Origin of the sequence: Paenibacillus sp. FSL R5-0378 (genome assembly GCF_038009285.1) — a bacterium.
Taxonomy (GTDB): domain Bacteria; phylum Bacillota; class Bacilli; order Paenibacillales; family Paenibacillaceae; genus Paenibacillus_AQ; species Paenibacillus_AQ favisporus.
Genome location: NZ_JBBPAY010000001.1, coordinates 274,730 through 296,092, shown reverse-complemented (window position 1 = coordinate 296,092; position 21,363 = coordinate 274,730). Strand labels below are relative to the sequence as shown.

The 21,363-nt window shown below is 53.8% G+C and carries 25 protein-coding genes and 1 pseudogene; 20 read left to right on the top strand and 6 right to left on the bottom strand.

Going from position 1 to position 21,363, the window contains the following annotated elements:
- The first annotated feature begins 19 nt into the window (after nucleotides 1–19).
- From MKY74_RS01350 to MKY74_RS01325, 6 genes are all read left to right on the top strand, one after another.
- Nucleotides 20–1,363, top strand: coding sequence for a glycoside hydrolase family 30 protein (locus MKY74_RS01350; RefSeq protein WP_076172762.1), 1,344 nt, complete (start codon nucleotides 20–22; stop codon nucleotides 1,361–1,363).
- Nucleotides 1,364–1,647: 284 nt separating this feature from the next.
- The gene (locus MKY74_RS01345; RefSeq protein WP_076172763.1) at nucleotides 1,648–2,625 is read left to right on the top strand and encodes an ABC transporter ATP-binding protein; all 978 of its coding nucleotides are present in this window, start codon (nucleotides 1,648–1,650) and stop codon (nucleotides 2,623–2,625) included.
- Nucleotides 2,618–3,373, top strand: a complete 756-nt coding sequence (locus tag MKY74_RS01340) for an ABC transporter permease (protein ID WP_076172764.1) — start codon at nucleotides 2,618–2,620, stop codon at nucleotides 3,371–3,373. Before MKY74_RS01345 ends, MKY74_RS01340 begins: the two co-directional genes overlap by 8 nt.
- 43 nt (nucleotides 3,374–3,416) lie before the next feature.
- Nucleotides 3,417–3,833, top strand: a complete 417-nt coding sequence (locus MKY74_RS01335; protein WP_076172765.1) for a GntR family transcriptional regulator — start codon at nucleotides 3,417–3,419, stop codon at nucleotides 3,831–3,833.
- Nucleotides 3,811–4,509: an ABC transporter ATP-binding protein gene (locus MKY74_RS01330; protein WP_076172766.1), complete on the top strand. Its 699-nt coding sequence runs from the start codon at nucleotides 3,811–3,813 to the stop codon at nucleotides 4,507–4,509. Before MKY74_RS01335 ends, MKY74_RS01330 begins: the two co-directional genes overlap by 23 nt.
- Nucleotides 4,506–5,249: a hypothetical protein gene (locus MKY74_RS01325; protein ID WP_076172767.1), complete on the top strand. Its 744-nt coding sequence runs from the start codon at nucleotides 4,506–4,508 to the stop codon at nucleotides 5,247–5,249. Before MKY74_RS01330 ends, MKY74_RS01325 begins: the two co-directional genes overlap by 4 nt.
- Before the next feature lie 532 nt (nucleotides 5,250–5,781).
- Here MKY74_RS01325 and MKY74_RS01320 read toward each other — a convergent pair.
- Nucleotides 5,782–6,306, bottom strand: coding sequence for a YbhB/YbcL family Raf kinase inhibitor-like protein (locus tag MKY74_RS01320; RefSeq protein WP_076172768.1), 525 nt, complete (start codon nucleotides 6,304–6,306; stop codon nucleotides 5,782–5,784).
- Nucleotides 6,307–6,477: 171 nt separating this feature from the next.
- Here MKY74_RS01320 and MKY74_RS01315 point away from each other — a divergent pair, with 171 nt between their 5' ends.
- The 10 genes from MKY74_RS01315 to MKY74_RS01275 all read left to right on the top strand — a co-directional run bounded on the left by MKY74_RS01315 (nucleotide 6,478) and on the right by MKY74_RS01275 (nucleotide 15,254).
- The gene (locus MKY74_RS01315) at nucleotides 6,478–7,143 is read left to right on the top strand and encodes a GntR family transcriptional regulator (protein WP_076172769.1); all 666 of its coding nucleotides are present in this window, start codon (nucleotides 6,478–6,480) and stop codon (nucleotides 7,141–7,143) included.
- A 380-nt stretch (nucleotides 7,144–7,523) separates the two neighbouring features.
- Nucleotides 7,524–8,381 (top strand): MurR/RpiR family transcriptional regulator, encoded by an 858-nt coding sequence (locus MKY74_RS01310; RefSeq protein ID WP_076172770.1) that lies wholly within the window; start codon nucleotides 7,524–7,526, stop codon nucleotides 8,379–8,381.
- Nucleotides 8,382–8,854: 473 nt separating this feature from the next.
- Nucleotides 8,855–9,070 (top strand): hypothetical protein, encoded by a 216-nt coding sequence (locus tag MKY74_RS01305; RefSeq protein WP_076172771.1) that lies wholly within the window; start codon nucleotides 8,855–8,857, stop codon nucleotides 9,068–9,070.
- 29 nt (nucleotides 9,071–9,099) lie between these two features.
- The gene (locus tag MKY74_RS01300) at nucleotides 9,100–9,795 is read left to right on the top strand and encodes a hypothetical protein (RefSeq protein ID WP_076172772.1); all 696 of its coding nucleotides are present in this window, start codon (nucleotides 9,100–9,102) and stop codon (nucleotides 9,793–9,795) included.
- A complete protein-coding gene (locus tag MKY74_RS01295; RefSeq protein WP_076172773.1) occupies nucleotides 9,792–10,985 on the top strand; it encodes a glutathionylspermidine synthase family protein in 1,194 nt (397 codons plus the stop codon). Before MKY74_RS01300 ends, MKY74_RS01295 begins: the two co-directional genes overlap by 4 nt.
- The gene (locus MKY74_RS01290; protein ID WP_076172774.1) at nucleotides 10,986–11,615 is read left to right on the top strand and encodes a hypothetical protein; all 630 of its coding nucleotides are present in this window, start codon (nucleotides 10,986–10,988) and stop codon (nucleotides 11,613–11,615) included.
- On the top strand, nucleotides 11,615–12,004 hold the full coding sequence (locus tag MKY74_RS01285) for a DUF350 domain-containing protein (RefSeq protein ID WP_076172775.1): 390 nt from the start codon (nucleotides 11,615–11,617) through the stop codon (nucleotides 12,002–12,004). Before MKY74_RS01290 ends, MKY74_RS01285 begins: the two co-directional genes overlap by 1 nt.
- Nucleotides 12,005–12,085: 81 nt before the next feature.
- Nucleotides 12,086–13,063: a potassium channel family protein gene (locus MKY74_RS01280; protein ID WP_341011513.1), complete on the top strand. Its 978-nt coding sequence runs from the start codon at nucleotides 12,086–12,088 to the stop codon at nucleotides 13,061–13,063.
- A gap of 224 nt (nucleotides 13,064–13,287) precedes the next feature.
- A complete protein-coding gene (locus MKY74_RS35660; RefSeq protein ID WP_076172776.1) occupies nucleotides 13,288–13,821 on the top strand; it encodes a YrpD family protein in 534 nt (177 codons plus the stop codon).
- 107 nt (nucleotides 13,822–13,928) lie between these two features.
- On the top strand, nucleotides 13,929–15,254 hold the full coding sequence (locus MKY74_RS01275) for a stalk domain-containing protein (protein WP_076172777.1): 1,326 nt from the start codon (nucleotides 13,929–13,931) through the stop codon (nucleotides 15,252–15,254).
- 49 nt (nucleotides 15,255–15,303) lie between these two features.
- Here MKY74_RS01275 and MKY74_RS01270 read toward each other — a convergent pair.
- Nucleotides 15,304–15,541 (bottom strand): annotated as a pseudogene (locus MKY74_RS01270) (JAB domain-containing protein); the annotation flags it as partial.
- A gap of 584 nt (nucleotides 15,542–16,125) precedes the next feature.
- On the opposite strand from MKY74_RS01270, the gene MKY74_RS01265 reads away from it, so the two are divergent.
- Complete coding sequence (locus MKY74_RS01265) at nucleotides 16,126–16,638, top strand: NUDIX domain-containing protein (protein WP_076172778.1); 513 nt, start codon at nucleotides 16,126–16,128, stop codon at nucleotides 16,636–16,638.
- Nucleotides 16,639–16,720: 82 nt separating this feature from the next.
- Here MKY74_RS01265 and MKY74_RS01260 read toward each other — a convergent pair whose 3' ends face one another.
- Entirely contained in the window at nucleotides 16,721–17,137 is a 417-nt protein-coding gene (locus MKY74_RS01260; RefSeq protein ID WP_076172779.1) for a GNAT family N-acetyltransferase, read from the bottom strand.
- 65 nt (nucleotides 17,138–17,202) lie between these two features.
- Here MKY74_RS01260 and MKY74_RS01255 point away from each other — a divergent pair, with 65 nt between their 5' ends.
- Nucleotides 17,203–17,622, top strand: a complete 420-nt coding sequence (locus MKY74_RS01255) for a VOC family protein (protein WP_076172780.1) — start codon at nucleotides 17,203–17,205, stop codon at nucleotides 17,620–17,622.
- Between the two features lie 97 nt (nucleotides 17,623–17,719).
- A complete protein-coding gene (locus MKY74_RS01250; protein ID WP_076172781.1) occupies nucleotides 17,720–19,207 on the top strand; it encodes an amidase family protein in 1,488 nt (495 codons plus the stop codon).
- 20 nt (nucleotides 19,208–19,227) lie between these two features.
- Here the strand turns inward: MKY74_RS01250 and MKY74_RS01245 are convergent, their stop codons facing one another.
- A complete protein-coding gene (locus MKY74_RS01245) occupies nucleotides 19,228–19,503 on the bottom strand; it encodes a hypothetical protein (RefSeq protein ID WP_076172782.1) in 276 nt (91 codons plus the stop codon).
- A gap of 93 nt (nucleotides 19,504–19,596) precedes the next feature.
- Between MKY74_RS01245 and MKY74_RS01240 the strand changes: the two genes are divergently transcribed.
- Nucleotides 19,597–20,049, top strand: coding sequence for a hypothetical protein (locus MKY74_RS01240; RefSeq protein ID WP_076172783.1), 453 nt, complete (start codon nucleotides 19,597–19,599; stop codon nucleotides 20,047–20,049).
- A gap of 4 nt (nucleotides 20,050–20,053) precedes the next feature.
- Here the strand turns inward: MKY74_RS01240 and MKY74_RS01235 are convergent, their stop codons facing one another.
- Nucleotides 20,054–21,007, bottom strand: coding sequence for an L-lactate dehydrogenase (locus MKY74_RS01235; RefSeq protein ID WP_076172784.1), 954 nt, complete (start codon nucleotides 21,005–21,007; stop codon nucleotides 20,054–20,056).
- 45 nt (nucleotides 21,008–21,052) lie between these two features.
- Entirely contained in the window at nucleotides 21,053–21,325 is a 273-nt protein-coding gene (locus tag MKY74_RS01230; protein ID WP_076172785.1) for a hypothetical protein, read from the bottom strand.
- Nucleotides 21,326–21,363 lie beyond the last annotated feature (38 nt).

The following is a 21,363-nucleotide window of genomic DNA, read 5'->3' as shown; positions in this document are numbered from 1 at the left end:
GAAATCTGGAGGGAACAACATGCTGAACATGACAATCTACCAGTCGAATGGGGAAGAGGAATTATTCATTAAGAAAACGAAGGAGGAGCTTACGCCTGTATCTCCCACTGCGCCGCTGAATACGGTTGTTATCGATGAGGAGCGGACGTATCAGGAGATGGATGGCTTTGGCGCGTCCTTCACGGATTCCGCGGCTTATCTGATTCATCAAGTACTGGGGGCCGAGCAGCGTTCGGAGCTTATGACACAATTGTTCGATCCGAATGAAGGGATTGGTTTGTCGGTACTGCGCCAGCCCATGGGCGCGTCTGATTATGCACGTGACTTCTACAGTTATAATGATCTGCCGGAAGGCCAGTCCGATATGGAGCTGAAGCAGTTTTCCATTGCACATGATGAGGACGATATTATTCCACTCCTGCAGGAAGCGCTGCGATTGAATCCGGATATCAAGCTGATGGGTTCGCCCTGGAGCCCGCCTGGCTGGATGAAGACAAGCGGGTCGATGATCGGCGGAGAGCTGAAGCAAGAGTGCTATCCGGTTTATGCCCATTATTTCGTCCGTTATATTCAGGAGTATGCATCTAAAGGTCTGCCTATCTATGCGGTGACACCGCAAAATGAGGCCTTGTATTCACCAGGTCATTATCCCGGCATGATCATGCTGCCTGAGGCACAAAGTGATTTCATTAAGAATCACCTGAAGCCGCAATTCGTGAAGAATCATATCGATACGAAAATCCTCTGCTATGATCACAATTGGGATAAACCCGACTACCCGCTGACGGTGTTAGAGCAGGCCGGCGATGCGGTGGATGGTGTCGCTTGGCACTGGTACGGCGGGAAGCCGTCAGCCCAATCGGACGTATTCGAGGTTTTCCCTGATAAAGAGGTCCATTTCACGGAAGGGTCGGGCGGGGAGTGGATTCCGCCGTTTGAGCAAGCCTTCTCGAATGTCATGCGGACAGGTATCGAGATTCTCCGCAATCATAGCAAGTCTTACGTCTTGTGGAATATGGCACTGGATGAGAAAAATGGCCCTACCGTACCCGGCTTTGGTACAAGCACCTGTCGCGGTATTGTGACCGTGAATCAACATACGAAGGAACTAACCTATACGCTGGACTACTATGCGCTGGCGCATTTCAGCAAGGGGATCCGTCCAAAAGCGCGTCGTATTGCTTCGACCAGCAATGATCTGATCCGCTCCGTTGCCTTTAAAAATACGGATGGCTCTATTGCAGCCGTTATGTTTAACGACAGTGAAGCATCGGAGAGTGTAGCTGTTCAGCTGCACGGAAAAGAGGCATTGCAGCTTGAGATGCCGCCCAAGAGCGCTTTAACGGTAATGTTTGAAGCGTAACTAGTAGATGGGCCGTTTTATAATAAAAACCAGCTTGTTACATGAGAAAACGGCCTGCGCCGATTGAAAAGTATAAAAGAGGATCACACTGCACGGCGATCGCTTCCCGGTATTTTACCGGAGAGTGGTCGCCGAATTTTTTTTCTCAAATTTTCCTACAAACTGCGCGGCTTGGTCGGAGTGACACAAAGAAAATTTACTCCGAAACAACATGATTGGGCTTTACAATCTCAATGTTCTAGTGTACTATCCAACTATAACACTAATACAAGGGAGTTGTGAGCATGAACCATCGAACAAATATGCAGGCGGACGCCGATGCGCCGGTTCTTTCACTCCAAGGGGTATCGAAACGGATCGGAAGCAAGTGGATCGTCAGCCAGCTTTCTTTTGATGTGCATAAAGGCGAAGTGGTAGGCCTGCTGGGGCCCAACGGTGCGGGCAAGACGACAACCATCCGCATGATCGCCGGATTGATCGGGATGACGGAGGGAGATGTGCTGGTCCGCGGGAGCAGCATCCGCAACGACTGGAAGCAGGCGATCCGCCATATCGGGGCGATTATCGAGAACCCGGAGTTCTACCCGTATATGACCGGATACGATAATTTGAAGCAGTATCAGCGGATGAATCCCTGGATCAGCCGGGAGCGGATCGACGAGGTCGTCCGGCTCGTAGGGCTGGAGCAGGCCATGAAGAAGAAGGTCAAAGCCTACTCGCTCGGCATGCGCCAGCGGCTCGGCATCGCCCAGGCGCTGCTGCATGAGCCGTCGGTCCTGATTCTGGATGAGCCGACGAACGGCCTGGATCCGGCGGGCATCCGGGAGATGCGCGACTATCTCAAAAATATCGCCCGCGAAGAAGGCATCTCCATCCTGGTGTCGAGTCACCTCCTGCTTGAAATGGAGCAGCTGTGCAGCCGGGTCGTCGTCATTCAAGACGGCAAGCTGGTGACGGTCCGCTCCATTGGCGGAGGCAGCGGGGAAGCGGTGCAGCCGGGGCAGCAGGAAGCGATGCGCGTCATGTTCCGCGTCGGCCGCCTGGAAGAGGCGAAGAGGCTGCTCGAAGGGCTGGATCTGGCCGAGGTACTGGCGGTGAACCCGGAACAAAGCGAGATGATTCTTTCCTTGCAGTACAAGGACATTCCGGGGGTAGTGGAGCGGCTGGGCAGCGGCAGGATCCCGATTTACCTCATTACCGAGCTCAAGCAGTCTCTAGAAGACGAATTCCTGAAATGGACGGGAGGAAACCAAATTGCGTAGTTTTTCTTTGCTGGTGGTCAACGAATGGCTCAAGATGGCCAAGAAGCGCAGCTTCTTCATTCCTTATGCCATCGCTGCAGTGGCCGCAATCGCCCTGGGCTGGATTCTGAAGCGTTGGGGTGGCGAGATGCTGACAGGGGCGAGCGCCCTGGATTATACGGTGTTGATGGCGGGTATGAGCGGCTTTGGCCAAATGACGGCCATGCTGGCGATCATCTTCACGGCCGGCATCGTATCCGGGGAGCACGGCCAAGGAACGATCAAGTTCCTGCTGATCCGCGGGCAGAGCCGGTCCGCAGTTTTGGCATCCAAGTACACGGCGGCCGTCCTGTTTACGCTGTCGTTGGCCGTATGGCTGACGGTGCTGAGCTTCGCAGCGGGTGCGTTCTTCTTCGGCACGGATGCAGGGGAAGCCGGCTGGCGGGATGTGCTGGTGGCCGGAGGCAGCACGCTGGTGTACAGCATCATTTTCATGACACTGGCCTTTATGATGGGGGTGCTGACCCGGTCGACGGGAGCCGCGATGGGTGTAGGCATGGCCTCGGTGATGTTCAGCGGAATCGTTATTCCGAAAAGCTTCTATAAATACGTGCTGTTCCCGAACGCAGACCTGTCGGTGTACAGTCAGGGCGGTCACGCACCGATTCAGGGGATGAGCCTGGGCTTTTCCATCGCCGTTCTGGCGGCATATCTCGTCTTGTTTCTTGTCGCCAGCTTTGTTACGTTTAAGAAACGTGATATAGCCTGATGCGCGGGAACGTAAGCTGACGGCGAAAGGAGTCTGTCCTGAAGTGAGTATTGAATTCGACAACAATTTGCCGATCTATCTGCAAATCATGAACCATATCAAGAGACAAATTGTCTCAGGCATCCTGCAGCCGGGCGATAAAATCCCTTCCGTAAGGGAACTGGCGGCCGACCTGCAGATCAACCCGAACACGATCCAGCGCACGTTTCAGGAGCTGGAACGCGAGGAAGTCGTAGAGACCCGGCGCGGGCTGGGAAGATATGTGACAAGCGAGGAATCGAAGATTATGGCGATTAAAAAGGAAATGGCGGGCGAATTGCTTCACCAGTTTATCCATGGCATGCAGGAGCTGGGGTTCAAAAATCAAGACATCGTCTCCATCGTAAGCGAGGCGGTCGCGGAGGACCGAAAGCAAGGCGTAAAGGAGGGGGCTAAGGGTGGAAACACTGCTCAAAGTTGACGGCGTATCCAAGAAATACGGAGGCAAGCTGGCGCTGAACAGCGTGTCACTGCGCATCGGACCGGGCCGGATCGTCGGCCTGCTCGGGTCGAACGGCAGCGGGAAGAGCACGCTGATGCGGATCGCCGCCGGGCTGACGCCGCCTACCGCGGGAAGCATTTCCGTGCTGGGCAAGCCGGTGGGCAAGGAAACGCGCAGCCTGATCTCTTATATGCCGGACCTTCCGCTGACGGAGAGCTGGATGCGCGTGAAGGATGCGGTTGCTTTTTACCGGGATTTCTATGATGATTTCGACTTGGATAAGGCGCGCGAGATGCTCGACTTTATGAATTTGAAGGAGAACGACCGGGTCAGCTCCCTTTCCAAGGGCATGGGCGAACGGCTGCAGCTGACGCTGGCCCTCTCCCGCCAAGTGAACCTGTATCTGCTTGACGAGCCGATCGGCGGCGTGGATCCGGTGGCCCGGGGTAAAATTCTGGACGCGATCGTCCGCTTCTACAGCGAAGACAGCAGCCTGATCGTCAGCACGCATCTGGTGCGCGATATGGAGCGGATTTTTGATGAAGTCATGTTCATCCAAGACGGCGTCATCGTCCTGCACGAGGAAGTCGAGAGCATCCGCATCAACCGTGGAAAAGGCATTGACGATCTGTTTAAAGAGGTGTTTGGCGAATGATCAAGCTGTTAAAATACGATTTAAAGCGCAACGCGACGCTGCTGCTCGGCGGGATGGCGATTCTCCTCCTGTGCGAGTTCGTCCTCCTCTGGTCCAGGGCCACGGATGAAGTCAAAATTGTCCTCTCGGTCCTGTTCTTCGGCGCAGTCTCGGTGATTTACTTCATTTCCAGCCTCCGTGTGTTTGACTACAACATCTCTACGGTCAGCCGCCGGCTCGTACCGGTAGGTGCCTTGTCTTACGTGGGAGCTTCCCTGCTGTACGGATTGCTTAACTCGCTGGTGCTGACCGTAATTGGAGCGGCATTCACTGCCTATATGGTGGTCAACTTAGGGGGCGGATTCAGCTGGGCCGGCCAGATTCCGGTCTGGGCCATCGTGCTGATCGTTGTAGAATATCTGTTTCTGCTCGTATACGGCTTTTTGACCTTTTATATGACGATCGCCTTGGCGCGCAGCCTGGTAACCAAGGGCGTGTTTTGGGTCGGACTGCTGATTTTTATCGTCCTGACCATCGTCCTGTCTTATGTTGAAGACTTTCTGTTCGGCCAGGATTCGTCCGCGTTGTTCGGAAGCGTGGATCTGCAGTGGAGCTCTCAGTCCGGCGTGCTGGCCCGGGAGCTGCCGGGTCTCCTGTCTGCCTGGCAAACCTGGGGCTCCATCGTGTTTGAGGGGCTGCTGTGCGTCGCCTTTTTGTACGTGATCAAATGGTGTATAGAGAAAAAAATCGAAGCGAGATAAGGAAAAGGTTGGCCTTGAGCGGCGTTACGTTGAAGACCGAATGCAGGGGTAAACCGTGCCGCCGTTTGCTACAGAAAGAAAGGTTAGGGAACTGAAAAGGTACCCGTACACTGACACTTCAAAAAGTGTTTCGTGTACGGGTACCTTTTTTTGCTTACTGGGTTATTTGAATTTGATGGTGTTTTTAAAGATTATAGAATTTATAAATTTCAGCGAAGCTGAACCATTCTATAATCGCAAGAAAAACTTCAGCTAAACGCGGTCTGTCTTCTTTGAAGGTACGTCGATAGACGGTTTTCTTATTTTGCTCCCGCAGCCGCATATGATCGTGTGCTTCAAATCTTTAATTGGCTGATGGCACAGGGGGCATATGCTTTGATGAATTGGATCGTTCAATCTCACAGCCACCTCCGTACTTAACTCGGCTTCGCTCGGTGCATTTGTCGTGCCGTTCCTGCCTCGATGCTCTATACCGGCGGCAACAACACAAACAAACAAACTCTCTTTTCATTCCATCGACAAACGGTTTGGGTTACTTGCTTTCCCCTGTAGCCACGAGCACGGCTCTCCCCAGCGTATGACCCAGCATGGTGAATCCTAAGACGGCCGGCGTGGCGCTACGGTCAACGCCGATATCCTCGACATCCAGCGCATGAACGACAAAATAATACCGATGCGGACCATGTCCCGCTGGAGGCGCCGCACCGATAAACCGTTCGAGCCGGGCATCGTTCGGCAGCTGCAGGGCGCCTTGCGGCAAGCCGGTGCCATGCTCGTCGCCTGCACCAGTCGGCAGCTCGGTGACATTGGCAGGGATGTTGATGACGGCCCAGTGCCAGAAGCCCGATCCGGTCGGGGCATCCGGGTCATATGCGGTTACGGCGTAGCTCTTCGTCCCTTCGGGCGCACCGGACCATTTCAAATGGGGCGAAAGATCTTTACCGCCTTCCACTCCAGAAGCGTATTGCTGGGGAGGCAGGGGAAGACCCTCCGCAATATCATGACTCGTTAACCGAAAGGCTTCAACTTCCGGCAATTTGGCAAATGGGTTGTTCATTGTAAACTCCTCCTTTTTTGTATGAGTCGATTATATATTCAAGAATCGATTCTGTAAATAAAAATCTTTTTGTATGTGGATTATCGACTTATTATTGTATTTTTGTAGGTTTCGGTGTAAATTATTTAAACGTGTACAATCCCGATATGCATAAAGGATGGTGTCGGCTTCATGGCCAAAAGAAACGGTTCGTCCACTTTAAGTGAAAATGTCACAAAAAAACTGAGGTATGATATTTTGGACGGACAATATGAACCGGGCGCTCCATTAACCGTTTCGGAACTAGCCAAAGGTTTCGAAGTCTCGGTTGCCGTCGTTCGGGAAGCGCTAACCCGTTTAGCGACCCAAGGCCTCGTCATACAGAACCCGAATCACGGATTTTCCGTGAAGACGGCGTCGGAAGAAGAACTGAAAAGCATCATCGAAGCGCGGTTGATCAATGAATCGGCAGCCTTACGCCTGTCCATCGCTCACGGCGATCTCACATGGGAATCCAATGTCATCGCTGTTCACCATAAACTATCGCAAACACCCGAGTACGAGGATGGTCATCCAAAGCTCGTCGTTCGCGAAGAATGGTCCGACATTCACCGTCAATTTCATTACGAACTTATCGCTGCATGTCCCAATCCGGTGCTTCTGGATATTTGCAGACGCCTGTGGGATTTAAGCGAATTTTATCGGCATTATTCACCCCCGCAGCAGTCCGTTCGTGATGGCCGCGCCGAACATAAGGCATTAGCGGATGCCGTAGTAAGCCGTGATGGCGATCGTGCCGTCGAGATTTTTAAGACCCACATCCAACTCACTGCGGATATCCTGTTTGACCATCGATAAGCGGATCCCCTTCAAACCGCCACGTATCCTTTCTGAAATCAAAAAAAGGAGCTGTCTGCGCTATGGCAGACGGCTCCTTTTATAATGATGTCTACACTCATCTCAGCTCATCTCACCTTTCTCCTGGCTCAGCTCGTTCCAAAACCATACTGGTAAAATCAGGTGTATTCTACCATTAGACCCATCGGGCGACAACCAGGCCGGATCTCGGAGATGGAGGAACCTCGGATGCGTGCGGATATCTTTAAAAAATCACTTTATCTCGGGAGTATGATTCCTTTAAAATAGAGGGATAAGGTCTGTGAACATTTTCCAGTTTTGTGAAGGTCAGCGGATCCTAACGGATCCATATTTTCGAGCCAGCGAAAGTGAGGAATGACATGAACGGAGGAATAGTCCGACTGCGGGAAATTCTGGATGACATTACACCATCGGAGCGCAAGGTAGCCGATTTTATTCTGCAGCACCCGGGGGAGATGATCGGACTTTCGATCGCCGAGTTGTCCCGCCGGAGCGGGGGGAGCCAGGCCGCCGTCGTCAGATTGTGCAAATCGGCCGGATTTAAGAGCTACCAGGAGCTGATGCTCAAGGTGGCGGGCGACCTGCAGGAAGGCCAGGAGGAGCCCGGAGGGTATCAGGAGATCCGCCCGCATGACTCGGTGGATGCCATTATTCATAATGTGACGAATAACAATATTCAGTCGATCCGCAACACGGTTAAGGTGCTGGACAAGCACATGGTTGAGCAGGCGATCGAGGCGCTCGGCCGAGCGGAGCGGATTTTTTTCTTCGGGATCGGCGCTTCGAACCTCATCGCCCAGGATGCGCAGCACAAGTTTCTGCGGATCAACAAGCCTAGCTTTTCGTTTGCCGACCCGCATCTGCAGCTGACCTCTTCAGTGCTGCTCACGGAGCGGGATGCCGCCGTCGGCATTTCGTATTCCGGCAAAACGGACTATGTCATCTCCGGCATGAAAGCCGCCAAGGAGGCGGGGGCGGTGACGATCTGCATTACGAAATACGGAAATTCGCCGCTGAGCGAGATTGCCGACATCCAGCTGTACACTTCATCGACTGAAAACGATATCCGCAGCGGGGCCACCGCCTCCCGGATTACCCAGCTGAACATCATCGACATGCTGTACCTGGGTGTCGCCAGCCGCAGCTATGACCAGTCGGTGGACTACCTGGAGAAGAGCCGGGCGATGATCAACAAGACGAAACAAAAGGGAGGCTGAGCTCAAGGGAGCTGGGGCCCCGGTTGGAGCGTGCCATTCCGCGCTTGACCGCGTCCGCACCTGCGAGGACAGGCCCAATACGCATAAGAGTAACGCTGCAGCAAAAGGCTGCTCCGTTTAATCCGGGGCAGCCTTTTATCACGGGCAAAAAGACTCGCTAACGACTTTTTATTCCATCACGAGAGTTGTGTTCGATGCCTTGAATCATACCACCGTACTGCGATCTCTCCAATCGTTTCGGCAGGTAAGATTCGGAAAACAGCAAAAACCCCAAACTTTTGGTTTCCCTCCAGCAGCAGACAATTTATACTTAAATTTGACAAAATGCCATCAAGGCTTGAATGGAGAGCGTTTTGGGAGGATATGTACATCCTTTCATAGTCGGAAGTGAAAATCATTTGGAACCCGCTGGAAGATCCGACGTAAAAAAATGCTGTAAAGTACAAAGCAATGAAATAAGGGGTGTAACGAAAATGGGAAATGAGATGGATGTCATTTTGGTCGAGAAGATGTCAAACGGCAGCCTGCGGACGATGGAAGAGCGCAGATGGGGCATGAATATGGTGGCTGCGCTGGAGCATGTCAACTATATCGTCGTCGGCGGCAAGGAATACGAAACGATTGAGGGAAGGCTGAATGTCGATACCGGCAAGCTTGAGCTTTTGCTGGTGCAGATACGAAACGAGTAACAGGGAACTCGGCGAAAGGAGATGCGATCATGGCAAACGAAGAAAAGGCGAAGCGGAGCGACGAATCCGGATCAAGACGTTTTCCGGTGGAAGGGAAGGCTGCCCGGGTATTGTCCACGTCCCTGGGCGTAGCGCTGCTGGCCAATGCCTTTCTGATCCCGGGAGCGACAGCGGCCGGAGCGTCGGCCAATACATCAGGTGACCAGACCGCGGCGGATGAACCGATCCTGGTCTCCTGGTCGACAGAGGAAGTTAAACAGTATTTTGATAAAAACGCGGACTGGAACATTCCGCTTAAGGAGAAGCCGGAGGAAGACCAGGAGGGGCAATCGGCGTCGACAGGCTCCGGATCGTCAGGCGGCGGAACGACCGTCATTAACAATTACGGCTCGGCTCATTCCGGATTTGGCTGGGATGACCTGCTGCTGTACCACATGCTGTTCAACAGCGGATCCAGCTATTCTACCACCAACTATTACAACGGCCGGCCGACGTACTACACCGGCACCAGCCAAACGTATAAGCCGCGGTCCTATACCAGCGGCACGTTCCAGAACAAGCCGGTCGTCGGCTCAACGGTGCGCCCGAAGACGTCGACTTCGACCGGGTCGATCACCCGGAGAGGAACGTCGTCTTCGTCCGGCAGCATCGGCGGCAAGTCAAGCGGATTCAGCTCCTCTTCGAGCTCCCACTCCAGCTCCAGAAGCGGCGGTTTTGGCGGATGAGCAGCGTATTTAAGGTGCTTGCCCCGGGAACCGGCGAGCGCGCGGAGCGGGTGGAGCAGCTGCGGCAGCTGGGCTTTGCCTGGGCCGATCTGGAGGACGAGGAGTACTGGCTGGACCAGATCGTCGTCATGAACGGGGAGACGTACCGCGAACTCGAGGAGGCCTCCTCGAGGCTGTGGGGCGTGCTCGACAAGACGGTCCGCTATGTGCACAAGCGCCGCGACCTGTATGAACTGATCGGCATTCCGCAGATTTTGTGGGATATGCTGGACGACTGTCCGATTCCAGGGCAAGGTCTGATCAGCCGCTATGCCCGGTTCGATTACGCGGTCGGCCATGACGGAAGCATCAAGCTGTATGAGCTGAACGCCGATACGCCGACCGGCTATGTGGAAGCGTCGATCGCGACCCCTTGGCTATGCGGCGAAGCGGGAATTCCGACGCCGAACGGGCGAATGAAGGAGCTCGTGAAGGCAGCCTGGGCCGTGGAGCGCCCGGATACCGCCGCCTGCGTCGCCTATGGCAGCCACCTCGAGGACTCGGGAACGATCGAGGCGCTGGTGGAGCACAGCGGCCTTCCCGTGACCTGCGTCGACTGCCTCGATCTGTGGATCGACGAGGGGATCGTCAAGGACGCGACGGGCCGGGAAATCAAGCGGATGTTCGCGCTGTACCCGAAGGAGTGGATGGCCGTCGACGACGGCGGGGACGCGCTTGCCTATGCGATCGAGACCGGCAAGCTTGCGCTTTTTAACGGACCACACAGCATCCTGCTGCAGTCCAAAGGACTGCTGGCGGCGGCCTGGGGCCTGTATGAACTGGGCCTCCTGTTTGACGAACAGGAGCAGGAGACGGTGGAGAAATATATTTTGCCAACCTACAATAAGCCCGTGTTCTCGGGAAGCTATGTGTCCAAATCGATGTTCGGCCGCGAGGGCGGATCGGTGCGGATGTTTAACGAACAAGGAGAGATGGATATCCAGGACGAGGCCGGGTTCGACACGAGCGTCCTGTTCCCGTCCGTCTATCAGCTGCGGGCGGAGCTCCCGCGGATTGAGACCGCCGCAGGGCCGCGGCACCTGCTGACCGGTATGTTCGTGATCAACGGACAGCCGTGCGGGCTGCTCGGAAGAGCGGGCGGATTGATTACGGGGAATACGAGCCATTTTATCGCGATGGGAGTGAAATAAATGAAGACCTACCACAAGTTCTTCCGGACGGGTCTGGGACTGTTCCTGCTGGCGGCGCTCCTGCTGAGTGCATGCTCCTCCAATGAACCCTCCGTATTCGATACAACCACGTCGGAGGATACGAACGTATCGCGGGTTCCTTGGGATTACCGGATTGTCGAAGGAACGGTCGGCGATCTCATCGGCAGCGACATGACGGTCCTTCCGGACAACGAGCTGATGCCTAATGACGGCAACTATGCTACGGGGGACAAAATTTGGTCTTTGCAGTACATGGACGCCGAGATGACGACCGGTGCCAACCAGAAGACCGACGTCCGCCTGTCCTCCTGGGACACGATCAAGACGTTCAAGACGCAGGATGAGGCCAAGAAGGACTTGGCCAATCTGAAAGTTAACGTGACGACCGAAGTCGACCTGGTCGGCGTATACCAAACAAAATACAAGGATCAGACGCGGGACTTTGCGGTCGTGGAGCTGCCTTCCGGCAACCGGATCAAGCAGCCGATCGACGATGCGCGTTACAAGGAACTGGAGAAGAAGAAGAAAGTTTCCGTCAAACTCGAGGAAGTTCATGATTTCGCCGATTACGATTCGGCATACGCCAAATTCAGGGGGTGGGCCAGTTAATGGTCGTCGTTAATATTGTTGTCAGTGTCATCGTCATCATCATCCTACAGCTGCTCGGGATGGTGATCTTCAGCTGGATGACGCCGTTTAAGGACATGGAAGAGCTGAAGAAAGGCAATACGGCCGTGGGCATCGCGCTTGGGGGCAAATTTTTGGGGACGGCCATCATTCTCGGCGTGGCGGCTTATACGAACACGTCCATTTGGTTTTTGGCCATGTGGTTTGCCGTCGGGTACGTCTGCCTGATCGCCGTGTACTGGATTTTCGAGCTGGTGACCCCGGGCTTTAAAATATCAGAGCAGCTGAAAAAGGGAAATACGGCTGTTGCCGTCCTCTTGTCCATGGTGTTCGTCGGCATGGCTTTTGCCATCAGCAGCCTGATTGTATAAAGCTGTAGATCAAGCTGCCATGCTGAAGAGAGGGTGAGACCGCTGCATTTTTTCCTCCGGCTATCCGCCCGGATGATGCGGATGCGCAAAACGACGATTGGCCTGATTATTGTTATTTTTGTAACGGTGAGCGCAACGATCGCCTATCTGCTCGAGCCGTCTACCTTTCACAGCTGGTTTAATACCCTGTATTGGGTCATGACGACGATGGCCACGGTCGGGTACGGCGACTTCTTTGCTGCTACGGTAGCCGGTAAACTATTTACGCTGTTTTTATACATCTTCGGTATCGGGCTGCTCAGCTTGGTCATCGGTAAAATCATCGATTCGATCGCGGGCATTCAGCGCCAAAGGGAGGCGGGAACGTTGAATTTTCACGGAGGCAATCATGTCATCTTAATCAATTGGAGCCGAAAGGCGAAGTCCGCTATCGACGAGATCCTCACGTACGACCCGAAGGCGCAGATCGTCATCGTCGATGAGACGGACCGTCATCCGGCGCTGCAGATGCACCAGGTGCATTTTGTCAGCGGGGATCCTTCGTCCGCGGAGACGCTGATCAAGGCCGGGATTGAGCGGGCGCGGGCGGCTATTATTTTCGCCGACACCCGGATCGAGGAAACATCGCTGACCGACGGCAAGTCGCTGCTGATCGCCTCGAGCATCGAACGGATCGCGCCCGAGGTGCACACAACGGTGGAAATCATGCACGAGAAGCACATTCAGAACTTCCGGTTTGTCCAGGTCAACGAATTCGTGCTGTCCCACGATGCGATCTCCAGCCTGGCGGTGCGGGCTGCGCTGCAGGAGGGGAATTCGGCGGTGATCAGCCAGCTCATTAGCCGCGAGCACGGGGACGATATCTACGAAGTTCCGTGCAATCCGGCCTGGAAAACCTATGGCGAGGCGTTTCAGGCGCTGCTAGAACAGGGCGCCACCCTGCTGGCCGACCGGAACGACATGTCGATCAACCGGCGGTTAAGCGAGCTGATCCCGGCCGATGCGAGGTTGTATGTGGTTGCCGATGAGGCGACGTACCGGCGGATTGCTGGAAAATAAAGCCAAAGCACTAGTCGATAGAGATCATTTCCCGAAAGAACCGATGGCCTGCAAGAGCGGGCTGTCGGTTTTTTTTAGAAATAAGAACGTATAAATTTCGGAGACTCGGGCTTTCTTATTTCGCAAGCAGAGCTGCCGCTAAATGGGTCTGGCTTCTTAATCTAAGTTGAGCGAAAGAATACGATGTAAGCAAGGGAGTAAAATGATAGTTTAACTTATATAGAATGCACGTCGATGAACGTTATTACATAGGGGCGAAGGAGAGGACATGCCATGATCAGAGGGAGCAGCATAAACCGTCCTTTTTAATTTACTTTAACGGAAACCATAACAAGACGATGACCTATAAGACTGGATATGACCAAGTTCAGTATCAGAACGGCTATGTACCTGGAACGGAAGTGGGCTTTGCCATCTGGAGAAATTATTCAGACAGTACCATCAGTAACGCCGTCCGCTTTAAAACGATAGGTACTGCCAACTGCGCAAATTCGAGTTGCACAACAAAGCAACAAACGCCCCTCACATCCATCTTAGAAGTTGCTAATACTAATGTCACCTCGATTGGCAATTGGAAAGTACTTGCCACAATTGCAAAGGATCCCCTAGACACGTCAACTGTCGTACAAGGGAAAACACACGCCAAATTTTCCAACGTTCGAATTGACGGAGTCAATTATACACCAGGAAACACGATTGAGGATTACGCAACCGTAACGACCGGTAGCTACTACGCAACGATTTCTGTTTCCAAATAAGGAAGATACAATTGGAGGTCCTGTTTTTCAGGACCTCAGAAACATTTTCTGGGCTTTTTGAGTCTAGTAATAATAACCCAATTAAACTTGGAGAAGGAGTGAATTTTATGTTAAAAAAAACATTGCTTGCCGCTGTTATATCAACAGTAGCTGTTACAAGCATGATTGCTCCGAGTTATGCGGAACCAGGTAGTAATACATTAAAAGCCAGTCAAGTCTTTTCCGGCGAAGGCAAAACAACGTGGGCGAAACTCGACAACGGTCAGTTTACCGCTTGGGGTTCCAATTATACGGGGACTTTTGGCAACGGCTATGACGGAGTATATTCGATTGCTCCCGTGTATGTTCCACTTGATTTCAAACAAATCGTAGATGGCTTCAACCATGCGGTCGGCTTGAAAGAGGACGGAACCGTATGGACATGGGGAATGGATAGCATCAAGAATTCAGTATCCAAAACGCCAAAACAACTACCCGGTGTGGACAACGTGATTTCCGTGTCAGCTAGCCAAGAGAACACCTTCGCCTTAAAGAAAGATGGGACAGTATGGCAGTGGGGCAAGGATTCCGAGAACATGCCAGCCCCCGTATCAGGGATCCAAAACGCAAAAGTCATCGATAGTGGATCTTTCCACTCCCTAGCCCTGACAGCAGATGGCGAGGTTTACGAATGGAGCGCGGATAAGTCTGTCACAAAGGTCAACTTGAATCATATAAAAAGCATAAATGCCTTTCACTCAGCTAACGTTGCTGTGAAGGACGACGGGACAGTTTGGTTCTGGGCGTCCGATCAACCTGATAAGCCGGCGCAAGTTAACTCATTACACCATATTTCGGAGGTTGCGCTGTCTGAATTCGGATACCTCGCCCTTGACTCTGATAATCGCGTCTGGCTGTGGAAACCTGGAGACAACCATACAACTAATGTTGTTTTGGATGGCACTGCCAAGCATATCGGGGGAGGCCAGGATTACGTCTATGCCCTCCTTGGCGATGGGCGGGTACTCGCTTGGGGAAATAATGAGAACGGTCAGCTTGGAGTCGGCAGCCTAAAGAAAGTAATAGAGAAACCGACCCTTGTTGCAAAACCGATTGGGATTTCGATTAACGGAAAAGAAGCTGTCATGTCCCTGTCCCCCGTTATTATTAACGGAACGACTCTGATTCCGTTAAGGGGAGTATTCGAACAGTTGGGCGCGAAAGTAACCTACGACGCAAAGAAGAAATTAGCCACGATTGTAAAGGGGAAACTAAACATTCAAATCGGTCTCCAAGGCGCGAGCGCAACGGTAAACGGAGAGTCCAAACAACTTCCAGAACCAGCCCAATCATTTAGTGACAGCATCTTCATCCCCCTTCGTTTTATCGGAGAAACATTGGGATATCAAGTAGGTTGGGACCCGGCCAACAGAGTAATATCCATCGACGGATAGCTTAAGAATTAAGAAGCACAGGAGATCCACACTTCCTGTGCTTTTTGTATTATCGGTGAGCGTCTGGTAATGTCAAATAGCCCCGCCTAGCTGCTGAGCAGATGTGGGCTAAGTAATCTAGATCTTCACCGACAATGACATGATCGAGCACTTCAATGCCCATCATTTCACCGGCTTCTGCAAGCCGCTGAGTAAGTGTAATATCTTCCGGCGATGGCGTCGGTCCCCGCTCGGGTGGTTGTGAAAGCTTTGTAAACTTCTCGCGGGTGAACCGCTGTAGCGTTCAAGGGGGGGATCCTTCAGCGTAGACTCGATCAGCACATCGATCCCATTCCCGGTCTGGACGGCAATAGCCTGATCAGGAGCCGTTCCCTGGATGGAAAATATGCCGGTTCCCACCTTGTATTTATTGGAATAGGTTCCGTGGTATTCGTGGCCTTCGACATCGGCGTAGGTTTCTACGGTGCCGAGGCGGGTGCCGAGTTTGACGGAGTGCAGCTCGGTCAGCCGATACAGACGGCTATCCCAGCGGATAAACGGAAAAGCCCAGGAATGCGAGATGCCGGTTTGTACCGTCTTGTGTGCACCAGTGTTCCCTGATTCTCGGCTGCCGCATCCCGGCAGTGTCGTGAGCAGCAGAACAACGGCCAGGAGTGCGGAGGGCAGGATCAGAGCGCGGCGGCGGAGAAATAATATGAATAGTGGTTTACGAGGAATAGTAGTCACCTCCCAAGTATTCATTCCCATATTAAGGTACTTTGGGCAGTGTGGAAAGAGAATCAAATGCCGCTGCCCTCATCATTTTGTATTGAGGAAATGAGCGGAGGCTGACGGCAAACATCGTGCACTGCAATGAAGGAGGATTATATCTGTGAATCAAACGATACGCGTAGAATGGGGCGGCCAGCCGGTCAAGCTGACCTGGATCCCAACGAAGGATATGCCGGATCCGGCCAAAGTGACCAGCGTTCACGGCATCTGTATGCTGCGGGGCAACGTGCTGGCCGTCCATGTGGACGGGCGCGGTTTTGATATCCCCGGCGGGCATGTCGAGCCGGGCGAGACGCCGGAGGAGGCGTTTCACCGCGAGGTGCTGGAGGAAGGCAGCGTCCGCGGCCGTGCCGTGTACATCGGGATGATGGAAGTGAGCCACGAGGAGAACGAGCATTTTGACCCGAACGGCAAATATCCGCTGGTCGGCTACCAGCTGTTTTACCGGATGGACATTGAGGAATGCCTGCCGTTTAACCGGGAAAACGAGTGCCTGGCCCGAATTTGGGTGGAGCCTGAAGAGTTTCGTTATGTCATTGATCATGCCTTATTGGGACTGGTGCTGGAGGAGGCGCTGAAGCAGCCTGCCGGCGAATCGGGAGGGGAACGATGAGGGCGTGCAAACGCGCCTGTATCAGGAAGAAGTCGTCCATTGGGAATGCCTCCCCCTAGAGTTCGAAAGACCCGGAGACCGCCTATTGCTCGGCCCCTGATTGATGCTCGTAGTTCCTCATCAGCATGCCCGTCGCTTTTTTCATACCCAAACGGGCGTAGAACTCCTGCACATCCGGATCGCACAGCAGATCCACCATATACAGCCCCTTCAGTCTCTCCAGCATCCGTGCCGTCAGCTCCTTGCCGATTCCCCGGCCCTGATATTCCGGAATCACTTCAAGCAAAGGAATATAGGCCGTTAATACTTTGTCTGATAAACAATTAATAAAGCCAATCATTCGCTTGGTATCGGCATCGATAGCCAGTATGATAAAGGTAGAGTTCGCAAGCAGCCGGATCAGCACAGCGGGCGAGGGCGGGTTGGGCCAGCCGTCGAAAAAGCCGGGGGCAACCGACGACTCCGTGATTCCCTGCAGATGGTCCTGGTAAATAATCATTGAGTGTACCTTCTTTCCTGAAAATGAAATGAGTTGGTATGACTTTACTATATAGGAGGTCAATCATGGACAACAACCCTGTCTGGTCGGAGCAGATGCCGGCCGTTCAGTTCCGGGTGGCGCGCCCGACGCACCAAATCGAGAAAATCAAACAGTTTTACCATGAAGGGCTCGGACTGCCGGTCATCGGCTCATTTCAGCAGCATCAAGGCTATGACGGTGTGATGTTCGGCTTGCCGGATTCCGCCTACCATCTTGAATTTACGCAGCATGAACACGGGGTTCCCGTGCCGCCGCCTTCAGAGGACAATCTGCTGGTGTTCTACATACCAGATGCCGACAAGCGAAATGCCATCGCGCAGCGTCTTCAGGCGATGGGTTACCCGGCTGTCAAAGCCGAGAACCCGTACTGGGACGTTAACGGCATCACCATCTGCGACCCGGACGGCTGGCGCATCGTGCTGCAAAATACTAGCGGCCTATAGAATACAAAAGGAAAAAGCGGTTATACAGATCAAGTGTTACGAAAAATGGTAAGCAGATACATGCTGACGAAGGCAGCTTACCCAGGGGGCGATTATAATGAGCAGCAGTCCAATAAACCCGGCTGAGTGGATCGTGGAGGCCGATATCGCCGGCATGCAGGAAGCGATGAATACCGGCACCATCACCTCGGAAGAGCTGGTCCAGCTGTATTTGGAACGTATCCGGCAGTTTGACGGAAAACTGAAAACGATCATCGAAGTGAACCCCGAGGCGCTGGATATTGCGCGGGCGCTCGACGAAGAGCGGTACGAAATCGGCACCCGCGGGCCGCTGCACGGCATCCCGATTCTGTTGAAGGACAACATTGCTACGCGGGATGCGATGCATACCAGCGCAGGGACACTGGCGCTGGCGGATTCGATAGCCGTAAAGGACTCATTCGTGGCGGAAAAATTGCGGGCCGCCGGGGCGGTATTGCTCGGAAAAGCCAATATGACCGAGTGGGCCAACTTTATGTCCAGCACGATGTGGTCGGGATACAGCAGCCGTGCCGGGTTATGTCTGAACCCTTATGGACCAGGCGAACTGTTCGTCGGCGGCTCGAGCTCCGGCTCGGCCAGCGCGGTGGCGGCGAATCTGGCCGCGGCCGCCATCGGTACGGAGACCTCCGGGTCGATCATCAGTCCGGCCAGCCAGAACAATATCGTCGGGATCAAACCGACGATCGGGTTAGTAAGCCGAGCCGGCATTATTCCGATATCGCATACGCAGGATACGGCGGGCCCCATGGCCCGAACGGTGGCCGACGCGGCGGTGCTGCTGGGCGCTTTGACCGGCGTAGACCCCGAGGACGAGGTGACACACGGCAGCAGCGGTCAATTTTATACGGACTATACGCCGTTTCTGGATGCCGAATTTCTCCCGCAGGCGAGAATCGGGATTCCGAGGTTTTATTATCAGGATCTGGACGAGGACCGGCTGAATATTATCGAAGCCGCGATCAAGGTGCTGAAGGAGAAAGGAGCGGAGATCATCGACCCGGTTGAATTATCCTGCGAGCAGGCGGAGTGGAATGGGCATGTGCTGACCTATGAATTTAAAAAAGGGGTCAATGACTACTTGTCCCGCTTGCCGGAAACCGTGCCGGTGCATTCTCTCGAAGAGGTGATCCGGTTCAATGAGGAGCATGCGGATACCTGCCTCCGCTACGGGCAGGACGTTCTGATCCATTCGGAGGCTACCAGCGGCACGCTGACCGAAAAGGAGTATACCGACAGCCTGAAGCGCAGCGTCAGTCAGGCAAGGCAGGGGCTGAACGGGGCTTTCGATGAGCATAAGCTGGATGCCCTCTTGTTTTTGGGGAGTGAAGGGGGAGATGACCTGGCGGCACGGGCCGGTTTCCCGGTTATTACGGTGCCGGGCGGATTCGCCGAGCGCGGAGTCATTGCACCCGGCGGTTATACCACCAAAGGGCCTCAGGGGATTACTTTTATCGGCCGGGCTTTCAGCGAGCCGACGCTGATCAAGATCGCTTATGGCTATGAACAGGCCACCAGGCACCGGGTGCCTCCTGTCCTGGAGTAGGCAAGGGGGATAGTGAAAACTTAAAGCTGGTTTTTCAAGTAACGCCGCGGCGATGACCCGACCAGAAGGATGGAAACGAAAAGCATGATGAGACTTGCGGGCATAGGTTGGCCGTAAATCCAGCATTGGACGATCCGGGCGACGGCAGCCAGTCCAAGAACGAGTGACAACAGGATAAAAGGGTCCAGCCTGCGTTTTAGTCCCTTGCTGAACAGGAGCTTGATACCCCCGATCACTAGAGCGGACCAAAACAACACCATCAAGACAGCAGCCAAACCGATCAAGGCGAAATTCACGCGGGCTTCCCCCTTTCCAGAAAAGTGATGTATGATAGCAGTATAGCCTGCGTCCCATATTATGTAAAATAACACACGGAAAGGGGGCAGCTCATGCGTTCCCAGCTTGCCATTAAATATCCGCTGCGGGCAAAATTTTTGATCTGCATGGTTGTGATTCTAGCCATTATGATTCAATTGTTAATCAGTAATTCATTGGACGATAATATCAAGAAAATCAACTTTGTCATCGGCATCCTGGTGTTACTATTTATCGTAGGGGCCATTACGGTTGCACTCTTTCGCTCAGCAGGGAAACCCAAGTCACTGCTGCTTGAGCCAGGAAAGCTTGTTCTGGAAGGCAAGGAAGTACCCGCTGCGGACATTCAGGGCGTGTGGATCAACGAGCGCTGGTATGGAATCAAGCTGAAGCGGCGGCGGATTGTGCCGATGAAGCTGTGCTTTGTCCTGCAGCCCCGTCAGCCTGCCGGCGAGCCAGAGCTTCAGCAATGGGCAGAGGAGCATGAAATCCCCGTGGAACAGAGATTTTTTATCCGGTGGATGTAGCCGGCTAGACCAGATTCAGCTTCTCCAAATTGCTGCGGATCACGCCGCAGGACGCGGCAAACAGCCCGCGCTCATCTTCATTCAGATTCAGCTCGATAATTTCCTGGATCCCGTCGCTGTGAATAATCGCCGGGACGCCGGTACACACGCCGTGTTCGCTGTATTCTCCCTCGAGGATGGCCGACACGGCGATTATTTTATGCTCATCGTTCAGCACCGAGCGGGTGATGTGGGCAATGGCACTACCGATGCCAAAATGCGTAGATCCTTTGCGGGTGTAGATCTCCCAGCCGGCGTCCTTCGTTTTTCGGGCGATGTCCGTCAGGTCCACGTGCTTAAAGCGCTCCTTGTGTTGTGAGAGAATGTCCAGAACCGGTTTGCCGCCAATCGTGACATGCGACCAGGCGACGAACTGGGACTCGCCGTGTTCACCCAAAGCATACCCGTGAACGCTGCGGGGGTCGATCGAAAAAATGTCCGACAGCAGCGTTTTGAGGCGCGAAGAGTCGATGGACGTTCCGGTGCCGATGACCCGGTTCCGTGGAAAGCCCGACAACTGCCGGATCAGATAGGTGACGATATCGACCGGATTGGCCGCGGTGATGAATATGCCCTCAAAGCTGCTCTTCAAAATCGGCGTAACGATCTGCCGGGTGATAAGTACCGCCTCTTCAAGCACATCCAGCCGGGTCTGGCCCGGCTTCGGATTAGCTCCTGCCGTCAATATTACGACGTCCATATCCGAACAGTCCGCGTATGTTCCAGCGTAGACCGAAGTGCGCGTATGCGTAAAATCAATGCAGTGCGACAAGTCGAGCGCCTGCGCCAGCGCGCGGTCATAAGTGCGGTCGACCATCATGATCTCATCGCAGATCGATTGGTTGATCATGGAATAGGCTGCAGTTGCACCGACCATGCCCGAGCCGACGATGGCGACCCTGCGCTTTCTTCTTTTCATTTCCGCCACCTTCTTCTCCGTGAGCTAGAATTCTTTTAAATTACCCTAAGGGCGATTTGGCCAGGGAACAATATGGAGCTCCCGCCCGCGCCTCCACCAGGCCAGCGCATCCAGGCGAACCCACCTTTTACACATGGTCGTGCTGACCGAACTTCCCAGTATGGCGATCAGCTCATGCCCGTTGGCCCGCTTGAGGCCGGCATACACCGCAGAGCTGAGAATAATTTCGTAGACCACAAACGTAAACACATCGGATCGGGACACGACCCAAACCGTAAACTCGGAACGCCGCCTGGGGCGCCCTAGGTCCTTCTTCATTCCTTTCCTCCTGCCCTGTGCCCTGGGGTAAATTTGAA

What these genes read in the sequence shown, in the direction of transcription:
- MKY74_RS01295 (WP_076172773.1), top strand. Translation starts at nt 9,792, where the DNA reads ATGAGCAGCGTATTTAAGGTGCTTGCCCCGGGAACCGGCGAGCGCGCG.
- MKY74_RS01305 (WP_076172771.1), top strand. Translation starts at nt 8,855, where the DNA reads ATGGGAAATGAGATGGATGTCATTTTGGTCGAGAAGATGTCAAACGGC.
- MKY74_RS35660 (WP_076172776.1), top strand. Translation starts at nt 13,288, where the DNA reads ATGCACGTCGATGAACGTTATTACATAGGGGCGAAGGAGAGGACATGC.
- MKY74_RS01255 (WP_076172780.1), top strand. Translation starts at nt 17,203, where the DNA reads ATGGACAACAACCCTGTCTGGTCGGAGCAGATGCCGGCCGTTCAGTTC.
- MKY74_RS01260 (WP_076172779.1), bottom strand. Translation starts at nt 17,137, where the DNA reads ATGATTATTTACCAGGACCATCTGCAGGGAATCACGGAGTCGTCGGTT.
- MKY74_RS01250 (WP_076172781.1), top strand. Translation starts at nt 17,720, where the DNA reads ATGAGCAGCAGTCCAATAAACCCGGCTGAGTGGATCGTGGAGGCCGAT.
- MKY74_RS01315 (WP_076172769.1), top strand. Translation starts at nt 6,478, where the DNA reads ATGGCCAAAAGAAACGGTTCGTCCACTTTAAGTGAAAATGTCACAAAA.
- MKY74_RS01300 (WP_076172772.1), top strand. Translation starts at nt 9,100, where the DNA reads ATGGCAAACGAAGAAAAGGCGAAGCGGAGCGACGAATCCGGATCAAGA.
- MKY74_RS01345 (WP_076172763.1), top strand. Translation starts at nt 1,648, where the DNA reads ATGAACCATCGAACAAATATGCAGGCGGACGCCGATGCGCCGGTTCTT.
- MKY74_RS01310 (WP_076172770.1), top strand. Translation starts at nt 7,524, where the DNA reads ATGAACGGAGGAATAGTCCGACTGCGGGAAATTCTGGATGACATTACA.
- MKY74_RS01275 (WP_076172777.1), top strand. Translation starts at nt 13,929, where the DNA reads ATGTTAAAAAAAACATTGCTTGCCGCTGTTATATCAACAGTAGCTGTT.
- MKY74_RS01350 (WP_076172762.1), top strand. Translation starts at nt 20, where the DNA reads ATGCTGAACATGACAATCTACCAGTCGAATGGGGAAGAGGAATTATTC.
- MKY74_RS01285 (WP_076172775.1), top strand. Translation starts at nt 11,615, where the DNA reads ATGGTCGTCGTTAATATTGTTGTCAGTGTCATCGTCATCATCATCCTA.
- MKY74_RS01240 (WP_076172783.1), top strand. Translation starts at nt 19,597, where the DNA reads ATGCGTTCCCAGCTTGCCATTAAATATCCGCTGCGGGCAAAATTTTTG.
- MKY74_RS01280 (WP_341011513.1), top strand. Translation starts at nt 12,086, where the DNA reads ATGCGCAAAACGACGATTGGCCTGATTATTGTTATTTTTGTAACGGTG.
- MKY74_RS01290 (WP_076172774.1), top strand. Translation starts at nt 10,986, where the DNA reads ATGAAGACCTACCACAAGTTCTTCCGGACGGGTCTGGGACTGTTCCTG.
- MKY74_RS01230 (WP_076172785.1), bottom strand. Translation starts at nt 21,325, where the DNA reads ATGAAGAAGGACCTAGGGCGCCCCAGGCGGCGTTCCGAGTTTACGGTT.
- MKY74_RS01235 (WP_076172784.1), bottom strand. Translation starts at nt 21,007, where the DNA reads ATGAAAAGAAGAAAGCGCAGGGTCGCCATCGTCGGCTCGGGCATGGTC.
- MKY74_RS01325 (WP_076172767.1), top strand. Translation starts at nt 4,506, where the DNA reads ATGATCAAGCTGTTAAAATACGATTTAAAGCGCAACGCGACGCTGCTG.
- MKY74_RS01320 (WP_076172768.1), bottom strand. Translation starts at nt 6,306, where the DNA reads ATGAACAACCCATTTGCCAAATTGCCGGAAGTTGAAGCCTTTCGGTTA.